A 16,292-nucleotide genomic window follows, 5' to 3' on the forward strand; every position below is an offset into this window, starting at 1 on the left:
TGAATTACATTGTCGTCATTGCCGCCATTTTTCTCCTATCCTGCCAGGATGATACTTTAGTTAGAAGCGACTCGGGCGACTTTCGGGGTACTTATCATGCCGAACTAATATATGCCGACCGGTCGGATTCCTCAAGGATAATAGGAGGAAGCGTTATAGGGATTATGGAATTCAAAGGAGCTGAGTTTGCCTTGATGCCGGACGGTCCAAGAGAAAGCTGGCCTCCCTGCGCCGGAACCTCTGGCGAGTTTTTGCTGCCATCGCCGGATATCATTAGATTCTCGCGCCGGGCGATTTTCGCCGATAATCCCTGTAAGGATACCAGTCAGTATTTTTACGGGGAATATCGGATAGAAAAGATATACCGGAAGATTAAGCTCCATCGGCTCGACCCGCCGGAAAAATGCTTTGTGTTGATAGAATTGATAAGATAGCCGGCATTTTGCGATTTCGTCCATCCTTTGAAATTGATATATTCCCCCCATGGACAATCGGGCTGCGATTGATAAAGAACTCTCAACCCCATCAGGCAAGTTCCGCCTTCCTCCCTGGCTCTTTTTTCTCTTAGTCGCAATTCTTTTCAGCCTCACCTTCCTTTTCAACTGGGACTATATTGGTGTAGGGGACTGGGAACTGTTTACCACCATGGCGGCGATACCGTATTGGACCATGGTGCATTATCATCAGTTTCCCTTCTGGAATCCATATCTTGCCGGAGGAAATATCCTTTTTGCCCATCCGGAGGTAAGCATTTTATCCCCGCTGTTTCTTCTGGTCTTGATTTTCGGACCGCTGGCGGGATTGAAACTTCAGGTTCTGGTCGCTTATTTTCTCGGTTTCTACGGGTCGTATCTGCTGGCGCGGCGGCTCCGTCTGTCGCCCCACGCCGCTGCCCTGGTTTCAATTGCCTATTTTGGCAGCTCCTATTTTGCCCTGCATTTCTCCATCGGGCATATGCCGTTCACCCATTTCTGTTTTCTGCCCTGGTTTCTCTATTTTCTATGGAAATCCGATGACAACCTCCGTTACCTTTTGGGGGCGGTGGTTGCCATTGCCCTTATCATCCTTGGCAACGGCGCCGCTATTCCTTTACTATATACCGTATTCTTCTCCGGGCTGGTCATACTGCTCTTCTCGCTGGAGACCAGAACTTTCCGCTACCTCGTCCGCTTTGTTTTTGCGGTGTTTGCCGGAGTTTTGCTTGCCGGAGTCAAGTTTCTCCCGATGCTTACCTATCTGTCTCAGAACCGCTGGCCCGGGAAGCCGGATGACCGCACTCCCTTCGGGCTTATTTTCGATGCCTTCTTTTCTTTTGACCAGGATATCTTTCGTCGGGTCGTTCCGGAGCAACTCTGGGGATGGCATGAGTACAGCGCCTATCTATCGCCGCTGGTGGCGCTTCTTGCCCTGGCTGGCATTATTCTGGCTTTCAGAAGAAGCCGGCTCTGGCTGATTGTCGGCATCTTTTTCTTCATTTTCGGGTTAGGTCATTTCTCCAGCAACTCCCCCTGGAATCAGATACTGAGACTTCCCGGATTTTCTTCGATTCGCTGCCCATCGCGGGCATTCCAGTTCGTAATACTCTCGTTTGCCATCTTAGGCGGTATAGGGCTGGATAAACTTATGGAAAGATATAGGTCAAAGATAAAGAGTCTCTCCGTTATCGCCGCAAGTATCGTGGGACTGATTCTTGCCGCCAATTATCTGATAAATCTACCGGGATTTTCGACCATCAAATATAAGAAGCCGGAAAGAGTCTGGCAGGCAGGCGAATTTCGGCATGTCATCGGAAGCAAGGACGATATCTACAATCAATTTCTTCAGAATCATGGCTCACTGACAACACCCTGGCTATCGGGGTACAAAGACAGCCGGGCGCTGGTGACACCGCTCAATGAAGTAATGATGGAGTATTTCCCCGAAGGTCAGGCGGAAATCATCAGCCGTGAATTCACGCCGAATAAGGTGGTTTATGAGCTTCTGCCGACCCAGGAAGGGGAGATTGTTTTCAGCATAGGTTATGATGACGGCTGGAAGGCTAAGGATGGACGCCCGCTGTTCGAGCAGGATGGTTTATTAGCCACCAGATTCAGTCCGCAGGACCGAACGATTGTCTTTGTCTATCATACTCCTTATTTCTGGAGCGGGGCATTGATATCACTCCTTACCGCCCTGGGATTACTCTATTTATTTCTTAATTCTAAAGCGCTTAAGCGGCTGAAGGCGGTACTTTAAGAGGGTCCAGATCGCCTCTATCCCGTCGTACCATCTGATTTTTTTCCCCTCTTCAAACTTCCTCGGATAGTAGGCAATCGGCACTTCATATATCCTGATGCCGTTGCGACCCAGTTTCGCCACTACTTCCGGGCAGAACTCAAACCGTCGACATTGCAGGTTCAACTGCCGGAGAATATCGGTTCGAACCATTTTGTAACAGGTGGCTTCATCAGTTATCCCGACACCGAATAGCAAATTGGCAAGAATAGTCAAAAACTCCCCTCCCCAGAGATATCTATTATAAGAGATGCCGGATGACGGGTTCAGCCTCCGTGACCCAAAAACCGCCACGGCGTTCTTTTTTTCCGCCAGTTCTGCCATTTTGACAAAGTCATTCGGGTCATATTCGAGGTCGCCGTCCTGAATGACCGTGTATTTCCCGCCTGCTACCTTCAATCCGGAAACGACCCCGTCACCTTTGCCGATATTGAGGTCTTTGCTTATAATCTTAACTTTGGGATTCCCGGCGAAATGCTCCAGAATCTCGCTGGTCCGGTCGGTCGAGCCATTGTTGATGATTATTAACTCCAGTTCCAGCGGAACCGCCAGGACCTTGCCGATAATCCGCTCCACTGTCTCTTCTTCATTATAAACCGGCATCAAGACCGTCAAGAGCATGGCTCAATATAATGATTCATCGCCTTTTCTCAAGTTTTCTTATGCCTTGACAGCAGGGGAGAGCGATATTAGCTTGCCGTTTCATTATGGAAAAAAAGAAATTGGACTACAGCGCTGCCGGTGTTGATATCGCCGCCGCTGACCGGGCAAAAGAGAAGATAAAGGAACTGGCGCGAAAGACCTTTAATCCTTGCGTCCTTTCCGAAATTGGGGCATTTGGCGGCTTTTTCAAGCCGGACCTGACCGGTTTAAAAAACCCGGTTTTAATCTCCTCGGCCGACGGTGTCGGCACCAAGTTGAAAATCGCTTTCATGACAGGGCGTCACCAGACCGTCGGTGAAGACCTGGTGAATCATTGTGTCAATGATATTCTGGTGCATGGCGCCCGCCCGCTTTTTTTCCTCGATTATATCGCCACCGGCAAGCTTGACCCGAAGGTGGTGGCCGAGATTGTTTCGGGTCTATCTAATGGCTGCCAGAGAGCCGGAATGGCGCTGCTGGGGGGAGAAACAGCGGAGATGCCTGATTTTTACCCGGCCGGCGAATATGACCTGGCCGGTTTCATTGTCGGGATTGTGGAGCAGAATCAGATAATCAACGGCAGTGAAATCGAAAAAGGGGATATCCTCATCGGTTTGGCGTCGGAGGGACTTCATACCAACGGCTATTCGCTGGCGCGGAAAGCGATATTCGAGATAGCCCGCAAGAGCCCCGAGGAGACAATAGCGAGCCTCGGAATGTCTGTCGCCGATGCCCTCTTAGCCACCCATAAATCGTACCAACGACCCATCTTTCGCCTCATGGAAAAGTATCGCCTGAAAGGTATGGCGCATATCACCGGCGGCGGAATTAAGGGGAATCTTATCAGAATACTTCCCGACGGGCTGCGCGCGATCATCTCCAGGGCGGCCTGGGTAGTTCCGCCGATTTTTTCCTTTATCCAGCAATGCGGGAATATTGCCGATGATGATATGTACCCGGCTTTCAATATGGGAATCGGGTATATAATTGTCGTCGCGGCAGAAGATGCCGCTGCGGTCATCAACGACTTGAGAACCCTCGGAGAGAGTCCGTATATTCTTGGTAAAATGGAAAAAGGGGAAAAAGAAGTGATACTGAAGGCTTGAGGCATGTTTTTACTCTGTATTCTGGACGGTTTCGGTCTTCGCGGAAATAAGCATTATAACGCGGTCATTGCCGCCCGCAAACCGAATATAATCAAGTTATTCAAGAGCTGCCCCAATATACCGATTGAGGGCTCCGGGCTGGCTGTGGGTCTCCCACGCGGACAGATGGGAAACTCCGAGGTGGGACATCTCAATTTCGGCGCCGGACGGATTGTCTATCAGGATATTACTCGTATAGACAAATCTATATCCGATGGCGACTTTTTTACCAACCCGGTTTTCCTCAAAGGGATGAAGAAGGCGGTCGCGTCCGGTAGCGCTATCCATCTTTTCGGGCTTCTCTCCGATGGCTGTGTTCATTCCTCCATGGAGCATCTGAAAGCCCTGGTAAAACTGGCAGAGGAACAGGGTGTGAAACGGCTCTATCTGCATGCTTTCATGGATGGACGGGACACCTCCCCGACGGCCGGGGTCAACTATATGAAAGAGATGCTCGACTATTTCCGGGCAGTCGGGCTGGGAAAAGTGGCGACGGTGATGGGACGGTATTACGGGATGGACCGCGATAAACGCTGGGAGCGGACGGAGACAGCATATCAGGCGATTGTCAATCGTGTCGGTGACAGATTCGACAACCCCATTTCAGCCATAGAGGCTTCTTATAGGAAAAATGTAACGGATGAATTTATTCTGCCGGTCGTTATCGAGGATAAATCCGGTGATGGCCCCAGGCTCCGGAGCGGTGATATTGCTCTCTTCTTTAATTTCCGCGCCGACCGGGTGAGACAGTTATCATACCTGTTCGCCGGGCGAGAATATGAGGGGTATCCGCACCCCGGGAAACCGGCTGTCCACCTGATTACCATGACCAATTATGACGTGGAACTGAAAGAAGCGCAGGTCGCCTATCCGCCGGTTCATTTGACCAATATATTCGGTGAGGTTGTCTCCCGCGCCGGGTTGAAGCAACTTCGAATCGCGGAAACGGAGAAATACGCCCATGTGACTTATTTTTTCAACGGAGGTGTCGAGGAGCCTTTTCCCGGTGAGGACCGCAAGCTGATACCGTCCCCCAAAGTTGCCACGTATGACTTGAAACCGGAGATGTCATCGGTTGAAGTCTCGGATGAGACGGTTCGGGCTATCAGGTCGAAGAAATATGATGTAATCGTTCTGAATTTCGCCAATTGCGATATGGTCGGTCATAGCGGGATACTGGAAGCGGCAATTAAGGCGGTCGAAGCGGTCGATACCGGAGTCGGCAAAGTGATGGCGGCGGTGGAGGAAGTCAAAGGGCAGGCGATAATTACTGCCGACCATGGCAATGCCGAGCAGATGTTTGACCCGGAGACCAACGGACCCCACACGGCACATACCACTAATCCCGTTCCCTTTATATTCTATGACAGCGTTTCCCGCTGGAATAAGGTGAGGCTTCGGACAGGAGGAATCCTTGCCGATGTCGCTCCTACTATCCTGCAATATTTGCATATTAACCAGCCGGTCGAGATGACCGGGAAATCGCTACTGATACCGGGTGAAGTCCCTGCTGGCAAGCATTAAAGCCTTCTTCTGGCCCCCCGACGCCGCTCTGCGGCTCCGCAGGGCTGAACTGACCTTCTGGGCGTTTGTCCTCGCCCTGGCATATCTTCCGCTACCTTTCGGATTCCTGGCATGGCTGGCGCTTTTCAGGCCGCTGGCAATAATTGTCAATCTCAAAGGGAAAGAGGTTTTTAAGGCGGCATACTTCTATTCGTTTATGTCGAATATCTTTATTCTTTACTGGGTGGCGATAGTAACCCCGCCTGGTATGATTGCCGCGGTTTTTATCCTTTCCCTCTACCCGGCGGCCGTGCTTTCTCTTTTCGTTCGTCTTTACCACTGGAAAAAATATATCGGTCTGACCGCGCTTCCCTTCCTCTGGGTCGGGATGGAATACTTTCGGAGCCTCAGCGAATTTGCCTTTCCCTGGACTGACCTGGCGTACAGCCAGGGGTATTATCTGACCTTCATACAGATTGTCTCCGTGATTGGCTCCTATGGTCTCTCTTTCATAATTGTCATCCTGAATATTCTGGTCTGGCAGTTTTTGGAGAGGGGCGCTCGTCTTGAAAGAAGAGTGAGTTCCGCCCTTGCTTTTGCCGGAATAATAGTCAGTGTATATCTCTATGGATGGGTGGTCTTTCCGCCCTATCCCGATCCGGGGAAAATAAAGGTCTCGCTTTTGCAGGGGAATGTTGACCTCGATATCAAATGGACGCCGGAAACCAGGGATTGGAATTTTGCGCTGTATGATACTCTGATTGAGGAAGCGGCGGAAGATTCGGCTCATCTGATAGTTTGGCCCGAAACGGCTGCCCCCTGCTATCCCCGCCATGAGCCGCGGTACAAGAGGATGCTGAGCGAGTCGGCGCGCAAGAGCGGCGCCTACAATATTGTGGGGACGCTTGATATTGAAACCAGGGGCGACAAAGGGAAAACCTATAATTCCGCCTTCCAGTTTGCGCCTGATGGTACAATGTCGGCGGCATATCACAAAGTCAATCTGGTGCCGTTTTCGGAACATGTCCCGTACCAGGACTATTTTCCTTTTCTGACAAGGGAATTTCTGGAAAATTATCTTACTTTTATCCGGACGCAGGAGGTGGAGTGGTGGTCCGACTTCTACCCGGGCGATTCCATTGTTATCTTTGAGACCGACCAGACTGCCTATGCTGTTCTTATCTGTTTTGAATCGGCATTCCCGGAATATATCCGTCAATGTCTTCTCAAAGGGGGAGAGTTCCTTGTCAATATCACCAACGATACCTGGTTTGGCCGCTCCCCGGGACCGTTTCAGCATATGCGTATTGCCGTTTTTCGGGCGGTCGAAAACCGGGTCTGGATAGCCCGCTGCGCCAACAGCGGTATTTCGGCTCTGATTGACCCCTACGGCAGAGAAACCGTTCGAGCCGGATTATACGAAAGAAAGGTCATAACCGGGGGGCTCAAACCGCTTGATGAATATACTTTATTCACCCTCCATGGACCGGTTATCGGACGTCTCTCCTTATATGTCACTCTCTTCCTGATTCTCACGGTGGCTTTTTTCCGGATTGTCGGTCAACTTAAGAACAAATCGCCCCGGTGACGTGGTTCTAAGAATAAAGATTTGATGTCACCTGCGCCTGCCATTTAACCTCACGCCATGCGACCATATATATCGAGCGGTTGTTAAAACAGAAGAATTTCGCTATATTTTGTGATATGCCAAAAGCCTTTATGCTGATTTACGCCGCGGTTTTTGTAGTCATCGCGGGGGTCGCTCCGGTACGGGCGGAAACAAGCGCGGAATTCCACGGTTGGATGTCGTACACTTCGACCAAGGAAGTTCGGCACCTTGACTTTTTTGACGACTCTCTTCAGGTAGTTACATACGGCGGGTGGCTGAAGATTGACCCGCTCAGCGGTGGAATGCGAAAGCTCACCAATGCTTCCGGCATCGGCACCAATGACCTGCATTATGTTATGAAGGATATTGCCGGAAATGTCTGGCTGGCCGGCTACGGGCGGCTCATTAAGCAGAGTGACGGCAATTTTACCCCTTATCTGTTTTTCGACCGCGACAACAATCTGATAACTATCTATACGATTGAAGATGACGGCGACCAGTTATGGCTGGGGACATCGCGCGGACTTTATCTCTTTTCGAAACAGGTCAATGGCGGGCAGATTGAAGATTTCTATTTTCGCTTTGGAGGGATTAATCCGGAGCCGTCAGTTTATGACATTATGATTGATGGCGACAGTATCTGGCTTGCCACCTCCGGCGGTATGGCGGTGGCGAATAAATCGAATCCTGACCTGCTCAAATCGTACATCAACTGGCAGAGTTTCAATACCAACAATTTTCCGGTGCTGGCGGTCGATACCGTTCGCGCCCTGGCTCTATATCGCGACACGGTACATCTCGGCACCACCCGCAGCGCCTTCAAATTGTCCCTGTCTGCCATCGATACCACTTTCACCCGTCTATCGACCCGACTTCCTATCTCCGTGCGGAAAATGACCCTGGAGGGGGATTCGCTATTCATTTACTCATCAGGGGGGTTCTTTATTAAGCATGGCGCCGCTATCTACTGGAACAATACTCCGTCTCTTCCCAATTATAATTTTGCCGCGGGACGGCTGGTCGGCTCGCAGCACTGGCTCGGGATGGCGCGGGATGGTTTATATCTGGGTGATCTGACCACGTATGAAAAGTTCAACGATGAAGGATTGCCGGGCAATAACGTGTCCGCTCTCTCTACCAGCGCCGCCGGAAATGTGGTGGGATGTTTTGACCGCAACGGCGCCGCGGTCTTTGACGGCCAGGGGTGGAGCGGTATCAATCTCAGTCTCCGGGAATGGGCGACCTCGACGGTCCAGGACCTGCTTGAAAATATCTGGCTGGCGGCCTGGGGAGACGGGCTCTTTCAGGTTACCCCGGACAGCATTATAAGATATAATGAAGCCAATTCCACCCTGCGCGGTGTTATCGAAGCCCACGATTATGTAGTAGTGAGGGACTTGGCTGTAAGTTCATCCTACCTGTACGCCTGCCAGTTTATCTCCCGCGAGAATAACAATGTATCCATAATGAACCTCTATAACCGCTCACAGTGGATATCTTTCGGGATGTCGGATGGGGTGATGATGGAGGGGGCTTTGTCGATAGACTTCACTGACCGATATTTCGCGGTCGGCACCGAAAACAACGGCGTCTTCTATTATCACTATGGGACAAATCCTTTTGACAAGAATGATGATTCGGCGGTAAATTTTCGCGAAGACAACAGCCGTCTCGGCTCCAATAATGTCAATGTCGTCCGCTTCGACCGCAACGGCATTCTCTGGGTCGGCACCAAGTATGGTCTGTCTCGTTACGACCCCGGCATAGAGCGGTTTATCAATGTGCTTCTCCCTGCCGACTTTGGACCGGAAGTGACCGCCCTGGCATTTGACCGTCGCGGCAATATCTGGATGGGTTCGCGGCGGGGGCTGGCGAAATATAATTCAGTCAGCGGCACCATTGATGTCTATACCACACTGAATTCCGGCCTGGCGGATAATATCATCAATGCCCTGATGATTAACCCGGTGACTAATGATGTCTGGGTGGGCACTCCTGCCGGAGTCTCCCGGCTGAGTTCGCCCATCGGCGCGCCAACGTCTGATATAACGCAGGTAATCGCTTTTCCCAATCCATTCCGGGTAAGCGGGAACGGGGAGTTTCTCTCTTTCAATTATAATGGTGAGGCGACTGTCAGGATTTTTACGGCATCAGGGGAGAAAGTCCGAGAATTTAATATTAATATTCCCTGGGACGGAAAAAATCAGCAGGGTCAGCCGCTGGCAACCGGGGTGTATCTTTTTCTTTTGACCGCCGAGGATGGCTCGGTGGGGCGCGGCAAAATTCTATTGATACGGGAATAATGCCCTTCACCACTTTTTCAATCGCCGAAATTCCGCGCGCGAAGTGGGCAGAGCTCAGCGCCGGCTCTCTTTTTTCGTCGCCGGAATTCACATCACTCTGGACGACGGTCGGAGGCGCTCCCATTTTTTTTGCCGACGAGGATAATGGAGGATTAAGAGCCGGTATGGCAGCGATCTCTTTCGGCAGCGGTTTTGGCAAGCGGCTCCGCTCCATGCCGGAGGGGCTTTACGGAGGACCTTTTTACAATAGTACCGTGAGCGAGAGTGATAGAAATAGATTTGTATCGTCTTTGGTTCATTATCTGCGGCCCCGGCGGTACATGAGAGCCGATATTTTCAATCCGGCAGAGGTAATTATTAACCGGGCATTCCGCCGACGGGAACATTCCACCCAGATTCTCGACCTTATGGCTCCCTTATCTGCCGATTCCAAACGGGAGACGGAAATTCGCCACGGAATGAAGCAAGGGGGGGAAGTCGCCGCTTTTGAATATGACCGATACTCCGAGCAATTCTTTCGTCTGGCAAGAGCCAATCTGCAGCGGTCAGGCAGGAAACTGAAACTTACTCCGCAGTTTTTCGAGAGACTATATTCTCTCTCTCAGCAAGATGAGCGCATTCTGTGGCTGATGGTGAGCAAGAAGGAAAGGCTGGCGGCGTCACATATTTACCTGGTCGAAAGAAATCAGATGCTCTACTGGCAGAGTTGTTTTGACCGGGAGTTCTCCGACTTAAAACCCAACTATCTGATGCTTGACTACGCTATTCGTTGGGCGCGCGCCCGGGGACTTAAATATTTCAATTTTGGCGCTTCTCCGTCCGGAGCCGAGACATTGATACAGTTCAAGAGCAGTTGGGGCGGAGTACAAACCCCTTATTTTTTCTATACCTATAAGAATCTTCTGGGGAAGCTTTACTATCGCGGGAAGAGGGCATGAAACTCCTGATGCTCGCCGATGGCCGCTCGGTGCACTCGGCCCGTTATCTGGCCGAGATGAAACGAAACGGCGTTGAGATAACAATGGCGTCGCTGGAGCCGGGGGAGCCGGTGGACAAGAATCTCAAGCGGATAAGCGGGATTAATTTTCTTGATTACCTTCTTTGCGCCGGTGAGATTAGCCGTCTGGCGAAAGTCTTGAAGCCCGATATAATCAATCCCCACTTCGCTTCAGGTTACGGATTCTCTACCGCCTTTGCCGGTTTGCATAGCAGGTTTCCGGTCATCCTTCATTGCCTCGGCTCTGATATCCTGATATCTCCAACCAAATCCGCACTTCACCGCGCCCGTGTCCGATATGCGTTGAAGCAGTCCGACCATATTATTGTCGATTCCGCCTACCTTGGTGAACAGGTTAGAGGGCTGGGTTACAGAGAGGATATTGCGATCATCCCCTGGGGGCTGGAGGATGAATATTTTTTGCTCTTTGAGAAAAAGATTGCAGATAAACCGTTTGACAGCACACCTCTGAAAATAATTGTCCCGCGACCGCACAACAAAATATACAATAACCGCTTCATCATTGAGTCATTAGCCGGTATCTTGAAAAAGGGTAACCTTATTATAACCTTTCCCGATTGGGGTGATGAGGTGTCGATATTTCGAGAAGCGGTCGAACGGCTTGGAATCGGAGAGGCGGTACGGTTCTACGGCCGGTTATCCCGAAAGGAATTTATCCCGTATTATGCATCGTTTGATATCTATCTTTCGGCATCATTATCTGATTCTTCTCCGGCTTCACTTCTGGAGGCGATGGGTATCGGGCTCTTTCCGATAGTAGCGGACATTCCGGGTGTGCGGGAATGGGTTGGAAAGACCAACGGCGTCCTCTTTGACCCCCGTGACCCCGCGAGTCTGCAGGGTGCGGTTGAAAAACTGCTCAACGATAGCTATCCTGTGGAGAAGATTCTGGAGAGCAATCATAGGATGGCGGCGTCAAAGGCGCGCTTCAGCGACAATATCGCCGCCACCATCAAGGTGATGGAAAGGATAATAGCCCGTCGTGCCGGATAAGAAAATTCTGCTGATTTCGTACTATTTCCCGCCGCTCGGGATGGGGGGAGTCTCAAGAGCGACGGTGCTTCATCGCTATCTTCCCCAATACGGCTATCAGGTCTTTACGCTAACGGTTAAGCCGATTCTCTATCCGGAATATGACCACTCCCGACTGGCATCGCTGAACCAGGACAATATTATTCGTGCCGGTTCGCTGGATCCGGCGCGGCTGTTATTTCTGATGGGAAAGAGGAAAACCACCGGCAGATTGATAGATAAAGCCAGGAGTTCTTTTCTCTTTCAGACGCCCGATTCCAAGCGATTCTGGAACATCTTCGCCTATCGCCGGGCAGTCTCCCTCATCAGAGATAAGCAGATTGCCGCGGTTATCAGTACTTCACCTCCCCCCTCAGCCCATATAATCGGACAAAGACTTAAAAAAGAACTGGGAGTTTTCTGGATGGCCGATTTCCGCGACCTCTGGCTCTCTCTGCCGATTGAGGAGCATTATCGTTCTACCCGCGCCAGAACCTATTCCCAAAAACTGAAGGAAGCGATTGTCACCGATGCCGATGCGGTGGTCGCCGTAAATAATGATATCCGGAGATACCTCGGAAGGGGAGAGGTGATAATGAACGGCGCCGAAGCGGAGATTCGAGAACTGTGGCAGGAATCATCACCATCTGAAAGCGATTGTTTCACCATAGGAATACTTGGCACTATTAATCATCTCTGCCCGGTCGAACGACTTTTCGCCGCGGTGGCAGAACTGGATAAGAAAAAGCCTGAACTGGGGAAAAAAGTGCGCCTGCTTCATGTCGGCCACTCGGAAACAAAGTCTATGCAGTCTCTTGTGGATAAATTCAATATTGGTGACAGATTCAAGGGTACAGGGTATCTTCCTCATAATGAGGCAATAACAGCGCTTGGTGTCGCCGATATGCTTTTTTTCTCTGTGGGGAAATTCTCGGAATATAATATTCTGCCGGGGCGGATATTCGATTACCTTCTATCCGGCAAACCGATTCTGTCAGACGTCCCCGCCGGCTCCGATGCGGAGAAGTTGCTTAAGGAATATCCGGGCATCTCGATTGTCACCCATGGAGAGATTGGCGCTATTGCCGAAGCGCTGGAAGACCTTGCTACGAAGCGGCATCCGGCTCTGCCCCTTCCCGAGACATATTATTCAAGGTTCACTACCAAAGCCCTGGCTGCCAAGTTCGCCGAACTGCTGGACAGTAATTTGAAATGAATCATTCGGAATCGATATCAATTATTGTCATCAGTTTCAACGGCGCCGCTTTTATTGAGGAGTGCCTGCGGACTATAATGGCATCAGTCGGGACAATTCAAAATCAGTTAATAGTGGTCGATAACGGCTCCACCGATGATACCTTGGCAATAATAAAATCCCGGTTCCCCAAGGTTACGGTAATCGCCAACGAGAAGAATCGCGGCTTTGCCGCGGCTGTCAATCAGGGGCTCGATACCGCCGCCGGCGAGTATATTCTTCTTCTCAATCAGGATATTCGCGTACAAGGCGACAGTATCCCGCGTCTGATGAAAAGGCTTAAAGAAGATTCCCGTATCGGGGTGATAGGCCCTAAATTTGACAATTTTGAGGGGAGACTCTTGAAATCGGCCCGCGCCTTTCCCCGACATCGCGACCTTCTGTTTGAATTGTGCGGGTTATCCTATCTTTTCCCTCGCTCGAAGATTTTTTCCAGATGGAAGATGGGATGGTTCGACCATGAAGAAGAAAAGGAAGTAGAGCAGCCGATGGGGGCGGCAATGATGTTTCGCCGGTCGCTGGTGGAAGAGGTGGGGAGATTTGATGAATCGTTTCCGATATTTTTTAACGATGTCGATTTTTGCCGTCGGGTGGTTGAGGCTGGATACCGCAATCTCTATTATCCGGAAGCGGTGATAGAGCATTTCGTGGGGGGCTCTACTTCGCGACGTCGGGCGGCGATGGTTTTTGAATCGCATCGCTCCATGTACCGCTATTTCTTAAAGTACAGCCGCGGATTTTTTGAGGAGTTGCTCTCCCACCTCTGTGGATTTCTACTGCTTCTAGCCGCCCTGGTCCGGGCGGTTGTCTCCCCTTTTCATCGGAAGTAATCACTTCAAGAGAATCATCTTTCGGGTCGCCTGATTTTGTCCGGCGCTCAGGCGGTAGAAATAGATGCCGGAGGGGAGCGCTTTTCCCTCTGAGTCATTTCCCATCCAGTCTATGACATGTTCGCCGGCCGGCTGTGCCGCCAGAGAATGATGGAAAACCTGTTCCCCAAGAAGATTATAGACTTTAAATGTCACCGCCGCTCTAAATGGCAGCGAATAAGGAATTCTGGTCGTGCCATTGAACGGATTGGGGAAATTCTGATGGAGAGAAAACTCCGCCGGCAGCAGACCATCTTCTTCCCCGGTAAAGTCGGACGCTATGGAGGGAACATACTCCCGGATGGCCACAGCGAATCCTTCTTTCACGGCGGCTATGGTATATTTCTTCTCGAAGTCAAGGGGATAGGTAATCACGAAATTTCCGGAATGGTCGCTTTCGCCCTGCTGCAGAATTACTCCCTGCTCGGATAGCGTCACCGCGGCGCCGCTGACAACGGTTCCTTCAGAATGAAGACTCACCAGAAAGCGCTCTTCCCCCTGGCGGTAAATATCGATGGCAATATCCTGCGGCGCCGCGCGGTACAGCGTTAATGCCGGGTCGCCGTAATAGTTCTGTCCGTAAATTATGTCTCGCAAATAGGTATGCTCCAGCCAGGAAAGGTACATCGCCCGCGCCGGGGAGTTCTGAGCCTCGGCGAAAAGTTTCTCCATAAATGATTCCTGGAGAAGATAACTGGAATAGACCCAGCCCCAACGGGTATTGGCAACCATACCGATCGCCCCTGATGATTCCGCCGCCAGAAGCATCTCCACGAAGGAATAATCGACAGAATCACCGTACAACGTGTCGAGGTCGTAGCCGCCGACATCGCAGGAAAGGGAGTAGTAAAAAGAAGTTCTGCCGTTGGGAGCAAGGTTAAGAAGACTCCCGTTGCCGCCGCTTTGAGGAGTGCTGAGAATATAAGAGACCGGCCGCCCCAGGTAGTTGGCGGACTTAACCACAAAACCATCGACCCGCCCATGCGCGATAATGTTTATAATGCCATACCCGTCACTAATCCTGGCGATGGAGCTGAACCCGTCGGGGTTGCTCGGATTCAGGTCATCACCGGAGGGATACTCCACTCCCCACGAGGTATCGACTTCAATATTACCCGGAAGCGCCTCGGCTATGGCGCCATGCTGCCCCCCTTCCGGATAATCGCGCATCTCATCGGAGCAGAAGAAGAGATGACGGTTTAGGTATGCGTAGTCGCCTTTACCGGGTTCCCGATAATACTGAATCAGCTTATCAATATATCTGGCCACGGCCGAGGAATCTTTCAAGGGGACTCTTCCCACCAGAATCTCCGGATAGAGGTCGGGAGCGTCCTGATTAGGCTCACCCCAGTTATGGTCGCCGTCTTTATCCCATTCGCCGCTCAGGTCAGCATAGTACAGGTCGGAGGGCAACAGTTCATATCGGCTGGCCGGGGCAACGATACAGTTATAGTAAACAAGATAGCGGGTCGGAACCAGGGTCTGGTCGCCGCCAAGCAGAAGATACCGCCCGCCTGCCTGATAGAACTCCTTCAGATAGTTGCGAAGTTTTTCTGCGGCATCAACCCCCGGATATGCCGTCACAACGCTGTCAACCAGCGCTACGGAGGCGGTAATGCCCAGGCTTCTTTTGAATGACGCCAGCCTTTCATATTCAGCTTGAAGTCTCCGGTCGGTGACTATCAGATACTCTATTCCGATTGGAAGTCCCCGGACTCCCTCTGTTTGAGAGTTTTTCAAAGAGCGCGGCAACGGCTCACCGCCGGAGAATTTTGAAAATACCTCGGTGATTCTCAGCGGCTCTTGAGTCAGAGAGGGGATGTCAATCTCTTTCGCCATAACCAGAATCCCGTCTCTCCCAACGGTAAGAGGAAGGAGGGAAAGGGCAGTAACTTTTTTTCCATCGAATTCGAGACGCTCTATATTAAATACCGCTTTGGTAATATCCCCGGTGCGACTCTCTGGCGCCCTGTTTTCTTTATCTATGGAGGTGACGGCGTTATCAAACTGCCGCAGGTGTGACGGTACCGCGCCCCAGTCTGTCAGAGTATCATAGAGAATGGTGAAGGCGGATTCATTAAGTCCAATATTTCCCTCCCAGTATAAAGTCATAAGCGGAAGAGAAAGCGAGGAGTTTACGGCAAGCTCTTTGGCGCCGGGATAAGAGAAATGGTAACCATCCCGGGATTTTTCCAGAAGCGCAGGATGAAAACGCAGGACCGCGCCGTGCAATGAGGAGGTTACCGCTATTACCATCCACAAACAGAGCCATTTCCCCGACCGCATTTTCTCTCCTGTTTCAGTCTGAATTCTGTTTTTATAACTGCAACCGGTCTGCCGCCAGGTTCTGCCATTAAGCGAATCTGGCCAGGCGCAAGATGTTGTCATGGAGTTGCTTATGAGACATTCAGGACTGTTGGGCTGAAGTGCGCAATAAAAACGAAAAAAAGATGGGAGCCGGACTATATCTTAGGGTGCGGGACTTAAAGAATTTCTTTAACCCGGGGGAGTTATCGGAGTGGACGAAAGGCAATACAGTATAGGGCATTAGAGTATTGAGTTTTTCAGCGAGGTCTTAGCTGTTGCCATAAAAGCAATTAAGTCGGAGAGAAATAGAAAATTTTTGCTTGACATATATCTAAAATTTCGCATCTTGGGGGAAA

The 16,292-nt window shown here is 50.9% G+C and carries 12 protein-coding genes; 10 read left to right on the forward strand and 2 right to left on the reverse strand.

Annotated features, from left to right (window positions below; genetic code table 11):
- On the forward strand, positions 1 to 434 hold a 434-nt coding region (locus AB1690_10870), incomplete at its 5' end, for a hypothetical protein (GenBank protein ID MEW6015814.1).
- Positions 435 to 483: 49 nt separating this feature from the next.
- Entirely contained in the window at positions 484 to 2,235 is a 1,752-nt protein-coding gene (locus AB1690_10875) for a hypothetical protein (protein MEW6015815.1), read from the forward strand.
- On the opposite strand, the gene AB1690_10880 is transcribed toward AB1690_10875, so the two are convergent.
- On the reverse strand, positions 2,188 to 2,877 hold the full coding sequence (locus AB1690_10880; protein MEW6015816.1) for a glycosyltransferase family 2 protein: 690 nt from the start codon (positions 2,875 to 2,877) through the stop codon (positions 2,188 to 2,190). The two genes, AB1690_10875 and AB1690_10880, sit on opposite strands and share 48 nt — an antisense overlap.
- A gap of 104 nt (positions 2,878 to 2,981) precedes the next feature.
- Here AB1690_10880 and purM point away from each other — a divergent pair, with 104 nt between their 5' ends.
- From purM to AB1690_10920, 8 genes are all read left to right on the forward strand, one after another.
- Positions 2,982 to 4,022, forward strand: coding sequence for a phosphoribosylformylglycinamidine cyclo-ligase (gene purM, locus AB1690_10885; GenBank protein ID MEW6015817.1), 1,041 nt, complete (start codon positions 2,982 to 2,984; stop codon positions 4,020 to 4,022).
- Positions 4,023 to 4,025: 3 nt separating this feature from the next.
- Positions 4,026 to 5,585, forward strand: a complete 1,560-nt coding sequence (gene gpmI, locus AB1690_10890) for a 2,3-bisphosphoglycerate-independent phosphoglycerate mutase (GenBank protein ID MEW6015818.1) — start codon at positions 4,026 to 4,028, stop codon at positions 5,583 to 5,585.
- Positions 5,560 to 7,152 carry an apolipoprotein N-acyltransferase gene (gene lnt / locus AB1690_10895; protein ID MEW6015819.1) on the forward strand — a complete coding sequence of 531 codons (1,593 nt, stop codon included), beginning with the start codon at positions 5,560 to 5,562 and terminating at the stop codon, positions 7,150 to 7,152. The genes gpmI and lnt overlap by 26 nt, the downstream gene beginning before the upstream one ends.
- 116 nt (positions 7,153 to 7,268) lie before the next feature.
- Positions 7,269 to 9,476, forward strand: a complete 2,208-nt coding sequence (locus tag AB1690_10900; GenBank protein ID MEW6015820.1) for a two-component regulator propeller domain-containing protein — start codon at positions 7,269 to 7,271, stop codon at positions 9,474 to 9,476.
- Positions 9,476 to 10,414, forward strand: coding sequence for a GNAT family N-acetyltransferase (locus AB1690_10905; protein MEW6015821.1), 939 nt, complete (start codon positions 9,476 to 9,478; stop codon positions 10,412 to 10,414). The genes AB1690_10900 and AB1690_10905 overlap by 1 nt, the downstream gene beginning before the upstream one ends.
- On the forward strand, positions 10,411 to 11,487 hold the full coding sequence (locus tag AB1690_10910; protein ID MEW6015822.1) for a glycosyltransferase: 1,077 nt from the start codon (positions 10,411 to 10,413) through the stop codon (positions 11,485 to 11,487). The genes AB1690_10905 and AB1690_10910 overlap by 4 nt, the downstream gene beginning before the upstream one ends.
- Positions 11,477 to 12,721, forward strand: a complete 1,245-nt coding sequence (locus AB1690_10915; GenBank protein ID MEW6015823.1) for a hypothetical protein — start codon at positions 11,477 to 11,479, stop codon at positions 12,719 to 12,721. Before AB1690_10910 ends, AB1690_10915 begins: the two co-directional genes overlap by 11 nt.
- Positions 12,718 to 13,590 carry a glycosyltransferase family 2 protein gene (locus tag AB1690_10920; protein MEW6015824.1) on the forward strand — a complete coding sequence of 291 codons (873 nt, stop codon included), beginning with the start codon at positions 12,718 to 12,720 and terminating at the stop codon, positions 13,588 to 13,590. The genes AB1690_10915 and AB1690_10920 overlap by 4 nt, the downstream gene beginning before the upstream one ends.
- Here the strand turns inward: AB1690_10920 and AB1690_10925 are convergent, their stop codons facing one another.
- The gene (locus tag AB1690_10925; GenBank protein ID MEW6015825.1) at positions 13,591 to 15,915 is read right to left on the reverse strand and encodes a C25 family cysteine peptidase; all 2,325 of its coding nucleotides are present in this window, start codon (positions 15,913 to 15,915) and stop codon (positions 13,591 to 13,593) included.
- Positions 15,916 to 16,292 lie beyond the last annotated feature (377 nt).

The organism is Candidatus Zixiibacteriota bacterium (genome assembly GCA_040753495.1).
In the GTDB taxonomy this organism is placed as follows: domain Bacteria; phylum Zixibacteria; class MSB-5A5; order GN15; family PGXB01; genus DYGG01.

What these genes read in the sequence shown, in the direction of transcription:
- AB1690_10925 (MEW6015825.1), bottom strand. Translation starts at nt 15,915, where the DNA reads ATGCGGTCGGGGAAATGGCTCTGTTTGTGGATGGTAATAGCGGTAACC.
- AB1690_10910 (MEW6015822.1), top strand. Translation starts at nt 10,411, where the DNA reads ATGAAACTCCTGATGCTCGCCGATGGCCGCTCGGTGCACTCGGCCCGT.
- purM (MEW6015817.1), top strand. Translation starts at nt 2,982, where the DNA reads ATGGAAAAAAAGAAATTGGACTACAGCGCTGCCGGTGTTGATATCGCC.
- AB1690_10905 (MEW6015821.1), top strand. Translation starts at nt 9,476, where the DNA reads ATGCCCTTCACCACTTTTTCAATCGCCGAAATTCCGCGCGCGAAGTGG.
- AB1690_10875 (MEW6015815.1), top strand. Translation starts at nt 484, where the DNA reads ATGGACAATCGGGCTGCGATTGATAAAGAACTCTCAACCCCATCAGGC.
- AB1690_10920 (MEW6015824.1), top strand. Translation starts at nt 12,718, where the DNA reads ATGAATCATTCGGAATCGATATCAATTATTGTCATCAGTTTCAACGGC.
- AB1690_10900 (MEW6015820.1), top strand. Translation starts at nt 7,269, where the DNA reads ATGCCAAAAGCCTTTATGCTGATTTACGCCGCGGTTTTTGTAGTCATC.
- AB1690_10880 (MEW6015816.1), bottom strand. Translation starts at nt 2,877, where the DNA reads ATGCCGGTTTATAATGAAGAAGAGACAGTGGAGCGGATTATCGGCAAG.
- gpmI (MEW6015818.1), top strand. Translation starts at nt 4,026, where the DNA reads ATGTTTTTACTCTGTATTCTGGACGGTTTCGGTCTTCGCGGAAATAAG.